This is a genomic window from Pseudoalteromonas sp. Bsw20308, from assembly GCF_000310105.2.
GTDB classification, from domain to species: domain Bacteria; phylum Pseudomonadota; class Gammaproteobacteria; order Enterobacterales; family Alteromonadaceae; genus Pseudoalteromonas; species Pseudoalteromonas fuliginea.
Genome location: NZ_CP013139.1, coordinates 361,297 through 374,161, shown reverse-complemented (window position 1 = coordinate 374,161; position 12,865 = coordinate 361,297). Strand labels below are relative to the sequence as shown.

9 protein-coding genes are annotated in these 12,865 nt (G+C 40.1%); 1 reads left to right on the top strand and 8 read right to left on the bottom strand.

Annotated elements, in window-relative coordinates:
• Positions 1–512 precede the first annotated feature (512 nt).
• The 7 genes from D172_RS18900 to D172_RS18870 form a co-directional block, all read right to left on the bottom strand.
• Positions 513–1,139: a TetR/AcrR family transcriptional regulator gene (locus D172_RS18900; protein ID WP_007375555.1), complete on the bottom strand. Its 627-nt coding sequence runs from the start codon at positions 1,137–1,139 to the stop codon at positions 513–515.
• Positions 1,140–1,235: 96 nt separating this feature from the next.
• Positions 1,236–2,654: an efflux transporter outer membrane subunit gene (locus tag D172_RS18895; protein ID WP_007375556.1), complete on the bottom strand. Its 1,419-nt coding sequence runs from the start codon at positions 2,652–2,654 to the stop codon at positions 1,236–1,238.
• The gene (locus D172_RS18890; protein ID WP_007375557.1) at positions 2,651–5,785 is read right to left on the bottom strand and encodes an efflux RND transporter permease subunit; all 3,135 of its coding nucleotides are present in this window, start codon (positions 5,783–5,785) and stop codon (positions 2,651–2,653) included. Before D172_RS18890 ends, D172_RS18895 begins: the two co-directional genes overlap by 4 nt.
• 12 nt (positions 5,786–5,797) lie before the next feature.
• Complete coding sequence (locus D172_RS18885; protein ID WP_007375558.1) at positions 5,798–6,967, bottom strand: efflux RND transporter periplasmic adaptor subunit; 1,170 nt, start codon at positions 6,965–6,967, stop codon at positions 5,798–5,800.
• Positions 6,968–7,275: 308 nt separating this feature from the next.
• A complete protein-coding gene (locus tag D172_RS18880; RefSeq protein ID WP_007375560.1) occupies positions 7,276–8,556 on the bottom strand; it encodes a hemolysin family protein in 1,281 nt (426 codons plus the stop codon).
• A 133-nt stretch (positions 8,557–8,689) separates the two neighbouring features.
• Positions 8,690–9,391, bottom strand: coding sequence for a substrate-binding periplasmic protein (locus D172_RS18875; protein WP_007375561.1), 702 nt, complete (start codon positions 9,389–9,391; stop codon positions 8,690–8,692).
• 88 nt (positions 9,392–9,479) lie between these two features.
• Positions 9,480–10,589, bottom strand: a complete 1,110-nt coding sequence (locus D172_RS18870; protein ID WP_007375562.1) for an arginase family protein — start codon at positions 10,587–10,589, stop codon at positions 9,480–9,482.
• A gap of 464 nt (positions 10,590–11,053) precedes the next feature.
• On the opposite strand from D172_RS18870, the gene udp reads away from it, so the two are divergent.
• Positions 11,054–11,809 carry a uridine phosphorylase gene (gene udp, locus D172_RS18865; protein WP_007375563.1) on the top strand — a complete coding sequence of 252 codons (756 nt, stop codon included), beginning with the start codon at positions 11,054–11,056 and terminating at the stop codon, positions 11,807–11,809.
• A 94-nt stretch (positions 11,810–11,903) separates the two neighbouring features.
• Here udp and cdd read toward each other — a convergent pair whose 3' ends face one another.
• The gene (cdd, locus tag D172_RS18860; RefSeq protein WP_007375564.1) at positions 11,904–12,830 is read right to left on the bottom strand and encodes a cytidine deaminase; all 927 of its coding nucleotides are present in this window, start codon (positions 12,828–12,830) and stop codon (positions 11,904–11,906) included.
• Positions 12,831–12,865: the final 35 nt, after the last annotated feature.

Genomic DNA, 12,865 nt, shown 5'->3' with positions numbered 1-12,865 from the left:
GGCTGTATAAATTCTTTTGCAAGTATCACGCCATATAAAAAACACTTAAAACTCAAAAATATATCTTAACCAACTGATATTTAAAATAATAAAATACACTCCCTCAAGTATCCTCATTCTTTGTGCACTTTTTACAGACATGTGAATAAATTATACCTACATGTTTAGTTTCAATATCTTAACGGTTGTCGCTTGTATTAACGTATAACTCAGCCAGTATAAATAACTTGAACTCTGGAAAATAAATGGTTAGAGAAAAATAAATATGGTTCAATACGTTAGTAATTCTCTTAACCAAAGTTCAAGTTGAATAGCAATTTTTGCCTCCAAATCACCATTTCAAACGTTTACTCAATGATAATAAGAAAACAGGACCACTGTGGATAACGATACCCAACGCCCTCTTTTTAGCGCAAAAGAGCAAGGAGATACTGATGGACAAATTTGTGGGCTAAAATAAAAAAGCTAGCCAAGGTATTGGCTAGCTTACTTTTAGTTATCTATTTTTAACGTTACTGGGCTTTATCAAATGGCATCAGTAATGTTTTCATCGCAGGGCGAAGCGCTATTAGTACCGTTTCTTCGGTTAGTTCAGGGTAAAGTAACTTTCTGAGTAATAACCCTGCCATCATCGAAAAAATAACATTAATTCGGCTTTCAAGTTCAAGCTCATCAATGTCTTTGAGCGCACTTCGCTCGCTTGTTAAAAGCTGCCTCATGCGCCCTCTTGCTTGAATATCAGTTTCGCGCAAAAGAGTAGCGACTTTCATATTACGACCTGCTTCTGCCATCATGTCTAAATCAATAACACACGAGCCCGTATCCATGTGTCGTTGCACACCAATATTTAAGCCATCTAAAAGAGCTGCTAAAACATCACCGGGGTGGTCTTCAAACTTTTGAAAGATAGAGAACATTTCTTCCATATCTTTTTCAATAATGCTTTCTATAATGGCTTCTTTGCTTTCAAAGTAATTATAAATATGGCCTGCACTCATCCCTGCCGTTTTAGATATTTCTGCCATACCTGCACCGTGGTAACCTTTTCGGCGAAAACACTCTGCAGCAGCCGCTAATATTTGCTCACGCCTAGCCAGTGCTATCGCGGGATCAGTTTGCCTTTTGGTTTTAGGCTTCATGTTCAACTCCACTACCAAGTTATAAGCTCAGTAAAGCAAGAGCTATAAATAGTCTCGCCATATAAATTGTAATGCGGCTTTAAAAAGCCGCATATATTATTTCTCTTCCTGAGTTATTTCACTGGTTACGTTCCATCCGCCGCCAAGCGCTTTGTACAAGTTAATTTGACTCGCAAGATAAGCTTGCTGACCCGCAATTAACTGCTGTTGTGCGCCGTACCATGTACGCTGAGCATCAAGTACTTGCAAGTAGCTATCTGCACCTTTTTCGTAACGCATTTTTGATAAATCAAACGTGATTTGTCGGCTACTTATAAGCATATCAAGTGCACTTAATTGCTCTTGGTAGCCCTCTCTATCGGCAAGTGCATCAGCAACTTCGCGAAACGCATTTTGAATTTTCTGCTGATACGTTGCTACCGCAATTTCTTGATCTGCTTTTGCTACATCAAGATTTGCTTGGTTACGTCCCATATTAAAAATAGGTAAGCTAATTGACGGCACAAAACTCCATGTACCCGAGCCTGAATCAAACAAGCCACTTAAATCACTTGAAGCAGAGCCGGCATTGGCTGTTAAGCTAATGCTTGGATAAAACGCCGCACGTGCAATACCAATATTGGCATTTGCAGCAAGCATTAAATGCTCAGCGGCTTTAATATCAGGGCGCTGCGATAACAAGTCAGACGGTAAACCAACGGGTACTTCTGGCATGCTGATCAAGTTAGTCAAGTCTTTATTTGGCAGTAAATCAGCTGAAACAGATTTACCCACTAATAAATCTAGGGCACTTTTATCACGCTTTAACAAACGCTTGTACGTTGCTATGTCTACTTTTGCTGTAGCAACTGTACTTCTAAGCTGCTCAAGGGTAATTGAAGAAGCTGCACCTAAATCAAAGCTTTTTTGCGTAAGCGATAATGACTCTTGCTGAGAGGTGAGCGTTTCTTTTGCAAGCTCTAGCAGTTGTAAATCCGTCGCGTAATTGAGCCATGCATTTGCCAACTCTGAAATTAACGACACTTGCGTGCTGTATTGGCTAAGCTCTGTAGAGTATAAATTTTGCAGGGCTTGCGCTGATTGGTTACGCACTTTGCCCCAAATATCTAACTCGTAGGAGGTAATACCCACTGTTGCACTGTACTGCGAGCTAATAGTAGCATCGCCAGTCCCCGCTAAATCAGCAGGTAAGCGCTGACGCGTACCTGATGCGTTTAAATCAAGAGACGGATACAAAGCAGAGTCTTCAATTTGATACAAACCACGCACACGCTGCACATTAAGCACTGCAATTTGCATGTCTTTATTATGCTCAAGGCTTTGGCTAATTAACGTTTGTAGTTTTTCATCATTAAAAAACTGCTGCCAATTTAATTGCTGCGCAGCGCTTTGCGCAGTATCTGATGCATAAGCATCAGATACTGGTAGCACAAGGTCTTTTTGCTCTGGCGCTAATTGACAACCGCTTAGCACCAATAAAGCAATTGCACTTAGGCTGAATGTTTTAATGCTCATTCTGCGCTCTCCTTTGTTGTTTCGTTAGTTGTACCAGGAAATATACGGCGAACTAACACAAAGAATAACGGTACAAATACAACAACTAATATTGATGATGCGAGTGTGCCGCCAATAATCGAAATACCTAACGCATTTTGCGCACCAGAGCCAGCACTTGAGGCTATTGCTAGTGGTAAAACACCACAAATAAAGGCCATCGAAGTCATGAGTATTGGGCGCAAACGTAAGCGTACAGCTGCAATAGCAGCATCAACTAAACCAAGCCCTTCTTCCATTTTATGAATCGCAAACTCAACAATAAGTATCGCATTTTTAGATGCCAAACCAATGGTGGTCAACAAGCCTACCTGCAAGTAAATATCGTTAGATAAACCACCAGCGAGTGCCGCCATAATCGCACCAAATATACCCAGTGGTACAATCATCATTACCGCAAATGGTACCGACCAACTTTCATAAAGCGCGGCTAAACATAAAAATACAAACAACAGCGATAAGCCATATAATAAGGGTGCTTGACCACTACTTGAGCGCTCTTGGAATGAAATACCGGTCCACTCAGACGAAATACCATTAGGCAGCTGTTTAACTAATCGCTCCATTTCATCCATTGCTTGTCCCGTGCTGTAACCAGGCGCTGCACTACCTTGAATTTCCATTGCTGAAAAACCATTGTAACGCTCTAAGCGTGGTGAACCGTATGTCCAAAACGAGCTAGCAAAAGCTGAAAACGGCACCATGTCGCCATTATCATTGCGCACATACCACTTGTTTAGATCCTCAGGCACCATACGCGATTGCGCATCACCTTGTAGGTATACTTTCTTCACGCGACCACGGTCTATAAAGTCATTTACATAACTACTACCCCAAGCAGTGGCAAGCGTGCTGTTTATATCGCCTTGTGAAACACCAAGTGCTTCAGCTTTAGCTAAATCTACATCAAGTTGAAGTTCTGGCATGTCTTCTTGTCCATTTGGACGTACGCCCGCTAAAATTGGGCTTTGGCTCGCCATACCTAATAATTGGTTTCTTGCCGCTAATAAATCATCATGTCCAAGGCCAACACGGTCTTGTAAAAAGAGAGTAAAGCCATTGGCCGTACCCAGCTCAACAATTGCCGGCGGTGGAAATGCAAAAACAAAGGCTTCTTTTATTGTTGAAAAGTAGCCCATTGCTTTACCTGCAACCGCTTTAACAGATAAATCATCTCGCTGACGCTCATCCCAATGCTTAAAGTTAACAAACGCAATCGCTGAGTTTTGGCCAGAACCTGCAAAACTAAAACCAGTCACGGTAAAAATACCGTTTACTGCTTCGGATTGATCATTTAAGAAATGGTTTTCTACTTTTTTAACAACCTCAAGTGTTTCTTGTGTTGTAGAGCCTGCCGGTAATGACACTTGGTTAAACAAAATACCTTGGTCTTCGTCAGGCAAAAATGCCGTTGGTAAGCTTGAGAATACATAAACCATGCCGCCCACAATCACGCAATAAATAAGCAAATAGCGCTTAGAGTGCGTAAGCATACGGCCCACAAAGCTTTGTGCTCCAGAGTTTGTTTTATCAAAACCACGGTTAAAGCCTGTAAAAAATCGGCCAAATAACGTGTTATTGTTATGTACATGGCTTGGTTTTAAAAGCGTTGCACACAATGCAGGTGTTAAAATTAGGGCCACTAAAACCGATAACCCCATCGCAGATACCAGTGTTATAGAAAATTGACGATAAATAATCCCAGTAGAGCCGCTAAAGAACGCCATTGGTATAAATACCGCAGAAAGTACCATGGCAATACCGACCAACGCGCCTTTAATTTCATCCATAGATTTACGCGTTGCTTCAAGTGCCGATAGCTTCTCTTCGGTCATTAAGCGCTCAACGTTTTCGACTACAACAATCGCATCATCCACAAGTAAGCCTATGGCAAGCACCATCGCGAACATGGTTAACGTATTGATTGAATAACCAAATGCGTACAAAATACCAAACGTACCAAGCAATACCACAGGCACGGCAATGGTCGGAATAAGCGTTGCACGGAAGTTTTGTAAAAACAAATACATGACGACAAATACTAAAATAACCGCTTCAATAAGCGTATGAACTACTTTTTCAATTGATAAAGATACAAATGGTGTGGTGTCATAGGGTACAACTACGTCTAACCCTTCAGGAAAATAAGGTTTTAACTCTTCAATGGCGGCTTTAACGCCTGCCGCTGCATCAAGTGCATTCGCGCCACTGGCCAATTTAATACCTAAACCCGAAGCAGGTTGTCCATCGTAGCGTGCTACAACACGGTAGCTTTCGCCACCCAACTCTACACGTGCAACATCCTCAAGGCGGACAAAAGAGCCATCAGGATTTGTTTTTACTAAAATATTCTCAAACTGCTCGGCCGTTTGTAAACGACTTTGCGCTGTCACCGTTGCATTAAGTTGCTGTCCTGCAACTGCTGGCATCCCTCCTAATTGGCCCGCAGATACTTGTGCATTTTGCGCGCTAATTGAGGCGCTAATATCCGCTGGCGTTAGTTTGTAATTTTGCAGTTTTGAAGGGTCTAACCAAATTCGCATAGCGTATTGTGAGCCAAATAATTGCACTTCACCTATACCTTCAACACGTGAAACAATATCTTGCACGTTTGATGATACATAATCACCAATATCGATGTTAGTCATACTGCCATCTTTAGACACAAAACCTAATACCATCAAAAAGTTACGAGCAGACTTTGCAACAACGACACCTTGCCTTTGTACTTCTTCAGGTAAAAGCGGTGTTGCAGTCGCTAATTTATTTTGCACTTGAACTTGTGCAATATCAGGGTCTGTTTCGGCACTAAATGAAAGTGTAAGCGTTGCTGAACCGCTCGATTCAGACGTTGATGACATATAAAGTAAGCCATCAAGCCCCTTCATTTTTTGCTCTATAACTTGCGTAACCGTATCTTCAAGCGTACGTGCAGATGCACCAGGGTACGTTGCCGTAATACTAATTGCTGGCGGTGCAATTGACGGATACTGTGCAATTGGCAAGCTTTGTATAGCCAAAATACCTGCTAGCATCACTACTATTGCCAGTACCCATGCAAAAATGGGCCTGTCGATAAAAAATCGTGACATTACAACTCTCCGTTATTGCGCTTTATCAGCTTTTGTAGATGACTGAATTTCAGAAGGACTCACTGGCGCACCCGGGCGAATTTTTTGTAAGCCTTCTACAATTAATTTATCGCCATCACTTAGGCCATCAGTAACAAGCCAATCTGAACCAACGGTTCTATCCACTTTTAACACGCGACTTTCTACTTTATTGTCTTTACTGACAACCATTGCTGTTGGCTCGCCTTTGTTGTTACGGCTTACACCGCGTTGCGGTACTAAAATCGCATCCGCTTTAACGCCTTCAACAATAGATGCACGTGCATACATGCCTGGTAATAATAGCTTTTCAGGGTTAGGGAATTTAGCGCGCAAAGTTACAGAGCCGGTACTTGGGTCAACAGTAACTTCTGAGAACTGCAACGTTCCTTTGTGAGAATACGCCGAGCCATCTTCCATTATTAATTCAACATCTGTTTGGCTGTTTGCATCAATACCTAAACGGCCAGATGCAATCGCTTTTTTAAGTTGCGTCAACTCATTGCTCGATTGTGTTAAATCAATATAAATTGGGTCTAATTGAGTCACTGTAGCAAGTGCTGTACTTTGATTTGCACTTACTAGTGCACCCACTGTTACGCTTGATTTACTAATTTGGCCACTAATAGGGGAAGACACATGGCTGTAATCAAGGTTAATTTGCGCTGATTTTAACTGGGCTTTAGCCGTTAATAATTCAGCATTTGCTTGTTTGTACGCAGCATCCGCTTCGTCAAAATCTTGTTGACTCACTGCTTTGATTTTTAAGAGTTCGCCGTAACGTGATGCTTTTGATTTAGAGCTGGCGATGCTTGCCTCTGCGCGTGCAACGCTCGCTTCACTTGCTGCAAGGTCTGCTTCAAATGTAGCTGGGTCTATTTGATACAGTGCTTGGCCTTGCTTAACCTCTTTACCTTCGACAAATAAACGAGATTGCACAATACCACTTACTTGTGGGCGAATTTCAGCAATTTGAAATGCACTGATACGCCCAGGAAGTTCTTTTTTGAGAGTAAGCGCTTGGCTTTTTAATGTCAGTACACCCACTGGCACAGCTTGAGGAGCTGAAGCTTGTGACTGCTCAGTTGCTTGGTCACAACCAGTTAAAGCAACAGAACCTACGAGGGCGGACAATACAAATAAAGCGATGCGGGAACGCTGCATGTTAAATACCTTTTAGTTTAGAGTGAACGATCATTCTAAATTAAAACGCACTGAGAATGAATCTTAATTAGAAGAAATTTACACAAACTTACACTCATCAGTACAATATACGTCTTAGGTTGCATTTAATGTTAATTAGATGAAAATAGAATCAAGACTGTATGAAAATAAAACAACTGAACATATTGAAATAATATCTCATTTTAGAAACGAAGTGTTTAACAGACACAAAAAAGCCAAGCAAATACAGCTTGGCTATTTATATAAAAACTAAAGCGCACCTTATTTTAAAGGATATTAGCACTGTGCTAAGTAATAACTCTTGAAACTAATAACTGCTCTACCCTAATGCCCTCTACATCAACCACTTCGAATTTAAAGCCTGAAAAGGTTAAATGTTCCGCACGCTTGGGTATTCGCTTCATATTGTAAATTAAAAAGCCTGCAACGGTTTCATAGTGCATTTGCTCAGGAAACTCTTCTATGTCCAGCAGTTTTGCTAAATCGCTAATCGGAGTTAAACCATCAACTAACCAAGAGTCTTGATCGCGTTCTATAATTAATTCATCGCCTTGGTGAGTTATTAAATCCCCCATAAAGCCTTTCATTAAGTCTTTTACCGTAACGATACCGACCGATAAAGCGTATTCATTAACAACTACGGCAAACGGTTTGGCTGCACTTTTAAAGGCATTTAATGCTTCTGATAGGCTTAATGTCTCGGGTAAATAAAAAACATCTTTATCAATCAACTCATCATTTATATTGGCTGCTTCACCTTTTAATACTTGTCGTAAAATATCTTTTGATTCAACAGAGCCATGTAACTTATCTAAGCTCCCTGACACCACTAAAAAGTGATTATGAGGATGATCAATAATTTTAGTCGCAATATCATGACTCGATTCGTTTAAATCAAAATAGACAATTTGGTCGCGTGGCGTCATTACACTTGATAAAAACCGCGCTTCTAAATCAAACACATTGCCTATTAATTCATACTCTTGCTTTTGCAAGCTTCCGTATGCAGCACCTGCATCCATCATCGCAACAATATCTTCAGTTGTTACATTGTCTTCCCGCTCTGCAGGTACTTTAAATAAGCGCAGTACAAAGTTAGTTACACCATTAAAAAACATCACTAACGGGGTTAAGGCAAATGTCACCCAACGCATTATAGTCACCACTCTCACAGCGACTGCTTCTGGCATGATCATCGCTAAGCGTTTGGGCATTAAATCGGCGAACAAGATAAACAGAGATGTAATAGTAAAAAATGAGAATAAAAAGCTAATTTTTTCTAAGTGTGCACCTTGATAAAAAAGCACTAAAACACTTTCAACATAAGGCGATAAAGCCTGCTCGCCCACAATACCACCCAAAATCGCAATCGCGTTGAGTGCAATTTGAATCATGGCAAAAAAAGCCCCTGGATTCTCTTGTAGCTTTAATACCGCTGCAGCTTTTATATTTCCTTCATCTGCCATTACTCGCAGTTTTATTTTACGCGACGCCGCAATTGCTATTTCTGACATAGCAAACAACGCACTGATCAAGATCAATAAGCTAATCCCGATTAAATCACCCATTTAACGCTCCAAAAAAGTTAGTGCTTTTGAAACAAAAGCAGCTGATTATAGTCGGTTTTTTAAACGCAGCAATTTAAATTTAAAAAATATATTAAAGTAATTATATTTCATGGTGTTATATTAATAAAACCACTTATTTTACTGTTCTAATATTTTTAAATGCAGCTTTTAATTGCGTAACTAAGGCAGGATCCATATTAATATTGCAAGCAAAGTACAAAGGGGATTGTGTTGTATTTAAACTGAGAACAGGTTCAAGTAATTTAAGCCTTGGCTCAGCTTGAATTCGATAGTCAAATTGCTTTTTACTAAGCACAACAAAATCTAGAATATCGTCGCGAGTACTAATAAGTTTATCTATTTTGTCTAGGCTATCTATAAGTAATAAATGCTTACTTTCGCTAAAGCCACGCTCTAACAAATAATGATGACTAAAGTTATCACGCAGTACTGCTATTTTATACTTTTTGGCATCATTGAGAGTATTTAACTTTATACCTCTCGACTTAAGCCCATATATAGCAGAGTCAAAGCTTTCTAGCTCGCCTATCCAAGTAAACTTATTCTCTCTATTAGGGAGTCGCACTATCGAAAATATACAGGTGTTTTTATCACGTAATGTTGCGTTGTACGATATGGCCCAACTATAGGCAAACATAGTGTAATTTATACCTGACCCTTCTAGCGCTTTATGAACTTTATCTACAGAGCGGCCAATGAGTTTGTTATCTTCATTGATGTACTGAAAGTCCGGAAATACTTCCGTTACTATTGTAATTTCAGTGGCGTTAACCTTAATACAGATAACGCACAGTAAAAAGATAAACCACTTCATTTAACTGAGCCTCATGATAAGTACATTAATAAATATAGCTGAGGCTCTGCGAACTGCTAGTTTTTAGTAGTGTATAAGCACGACCAATTTACTTGTTCATTGCGTTGATTAAAAAGGCCGATATTTTAGCGCCTTCTCTGAGTGTTGTTTCAGAACTAGACTGACCGACAAGCGAACTGTCGGTGAATGGCGCTATTTCCATCATATCAGCCCCCGTAATTGGAAACTCATCCGCAATGGCTGATAAAATATCAAGCGCATGCTTTGGTGTTAAACCATTATGTTCTGGCGTACCTGTGGCAGATGCAAACTCGGCATCAAGCGCATCAATATCAAAGCTTACATATACTTCATCAACGTTATCGGCTTTTAATTGTGCAATAGCGTCGGCAGCAACCGCTGCTGCGCCGCGCTCAATGATTTCATGTGCCCAATGTTGCTTAACGCCAAAGGTACTTTCCCAGTGCGCTTTAGGCTTGCCACTTGAGCGTATACCAAATTGTATTAAATGATGCGGTGCCGGTAAAAACTCTAATATATGTGTACACCACGAGCCAAAACATAAATCAATACCTAAGCGCTCCACAAGTAAATCGGTATGCGCGTCAAAATGAATAATAGCCGTGCGCTTACCTTGCTCACGTTTTGCTTTTAAGTACGCTTTAGTAAGTGGGTAACTAATTGAGTGATCGCCACCAATACCAAATAATCCTTTATCTTTAAACGTTGCGTAAAAACTGTCGCAGACATCTTCAGTGATTGATAATGGGCTTACGTAATAATCGTTATCTTCATCACCATATAAAGCTTTTTGGCAATTAGAAATGGTTGCATCATTTAGGTATTTGTCATGAAGTAAATGTGGGATTACACGTACATCGCCTAAATCAAACGAATGACATTGCGGATGCTGATCAATTAATGCTGAGCGCACAAACAATGGCCCCCAGTTTGCACCGCGTAAAATTCCACCGCCACAGTCTGAACTAATACCTAACATAACGGCTTTATGTGGTGAGCTTGGTAATTCGTTTAAAGACTCGCGCCACAAGTTATCAACGTTTTCAGTTTGTCCGTAAAGTTTATTACGCAGTGCGGCTTTGCGCTCTTTTGCAGTATTTACTGTGTATACGCCATCGCCCGGTGCGCACAAACAGTGCTCAACTTTGTTTTTAAATGCTTCAAATTGTGTGCTCATAATAAACTCCTTCGGTTTTTATTCTGTACGTAGCTAATTAGTTTTGATTACTTTTGATTAGTTATGCAAAATCACTAAAAGTGCCTAAACTTCAAATAAATGTCACTTTGCTAAATAAGTCAGTGCTTAATATAAGTAAACACGTTAGTTTTTACGTGTTCACTACAAGATTAAGCCATTGAATTTATTTGATATTAATGAAACTTTGTAATCATCCATTTAATCGTAGTTACGCGCTTGAGTGATACTTATTATGTCTGCTTGAACATGTCAACAGCGCAACAAGGCTACGTATATAAGTACTTGAGTGAATATTCATAGTTGGTGAATAAATCAAATTAGCCCTTAAAATTATTAAGGCTTTATTGGAAGAGTTAAGATAAAACGGACAATCGTCCTGTACTTAATAAACGTTTCTAGCAATGATGCTAGATTGACAACAAATTATTATAAAAGGCTTAGCTATGGAAAAGGTATTTCACTTAGGACTATGTATTGACGATCTTAAAGGTGCAAAACTTGCGATTGTACCGGGCGATCCAGATCGTGCAGCACGTATTTCACAATTCCTAGACAACCCAACCTGCCTTGCTCAAACTCGCGAGTTTCATGTTTATTTAGGTCAATTAAACGGCCACTCTGTGGTTATATGTTCTACAGGTATTGGTGGTCCATCTACGTCGATTGCAGTAGAAGAATTAGCACAACTTGGCGTGCGTAAATTTTTACGTATTGGTACAACCGGTGCAATTCAGCCACACATTAACGAAGGCGAAATTTTAATTAGCCAAGCGTCTGTACGTTTAGATGGAGCTAGCCAACACTTTGCACCACTTAGCTACCCTGCTGTATCTGACTTTTATGCAACACAAGCTATGGTACAAGCATGTAAAAACCTAAATATCGATTTTCATATTGGTATTACTGCATCAAGCGATACATTCTACCCAGGGCAAGAGCGTTACGATACGCACTCTGGTTACGTTCCTAAATCACTACAAGGTAGCTGCGAAGAGTGGCAAAAATTGGGCGTGATGAACTACGAAATGGAATCGGCAACATTATTTACTATGTGTGCAGCCCTTGGATTACAAGCAGCATGTGTAGCAGGCGTACTTGTTAACCGTACTCGCCAAGAAATACCAAATGTAGACCACGGTGAAATTGAGCGTAAATCTGTAGCAGTCGTATTAGAAGCAGCTAAAGTATTACTTGATTAATACCGATTATAGCAGTTAGTGAGTTATTTAATTCGATAGAATGACTCGCTTTAATAAAGCACAGCTCCGGCTGTGCTTTATTGTATGCAAGCCACTATTTAAGTGGTGCGCTAATTACTTTAAGTGCTGGTAAATGCGTAAAACTGGCAAGTACAGCTTTTGCCACTTGCGACTGGTTTTCACGACCCGCTGTTTCGAGCAATGTTATTCCCTTCACCGTACTTTCGTTAAAGCTAAGCCCAGCTAAAAAGAACTGACTTAGTGCACTTTGCAGTGGCGACAAGCTTGGGCTGTACGCTGCGTTTTCTGCGTAACTTCCGTAAAAGTCACCATCACTAAATGTACTTATTTTTACGGCGCTAAAGTTTTGGCTGTAAGGCACATACGCATTAAGTGCAAAACGCGCAAGGGTTTCATCAAGGCCATCAAAGCTAAACTTACCTTGCTGTGGTTTTGGGTTAAATAAGCTAAATTCGTTACCTAAATCGGTAGGTCCAAATGAATGCGGCAGTAATTCTGCAAGTTTAAATTGCTGATCAGGAAGTAAAATATCAAACTCTTTCGCATCAGCTAGTTCGTTCATAAACTGGCGACAATACCCACAAGGCGCATCGCTAATCGCTATTTTAACTATTTTTTTAGCGCCGTTTAACCATGCGTTATTTATAGCCGATTGCTCTGCATGAACCACTAAACTCAATGCTTGATGATCAAACTCTACATTTGCACCAAAATAAAAGTTTACCTCACCCTTTTCATCAAGTGCTTTAACAATTGCGCCTACATGAAAATCTGACACTGGCGCAACAGCATACTCAGAAGCTAAAGGTACTAAACCTTGTAGTAATGCATCATCAGACACATTGAGTTGAGCGCATAACGCTTTAATATTACTAGAATTTAATATGCCACGTTGTGATTTTAATTGACTACGTAATGACGCTGTTTGCGCTACGTTTAATGTGATGTGCGAATTTGTAAGTGCTGTATCTTGCTGTACAGTAAAAGTTGCTGAAGCCATAACATTTTTTAATTATTCAATGGCTACGTAGTTTA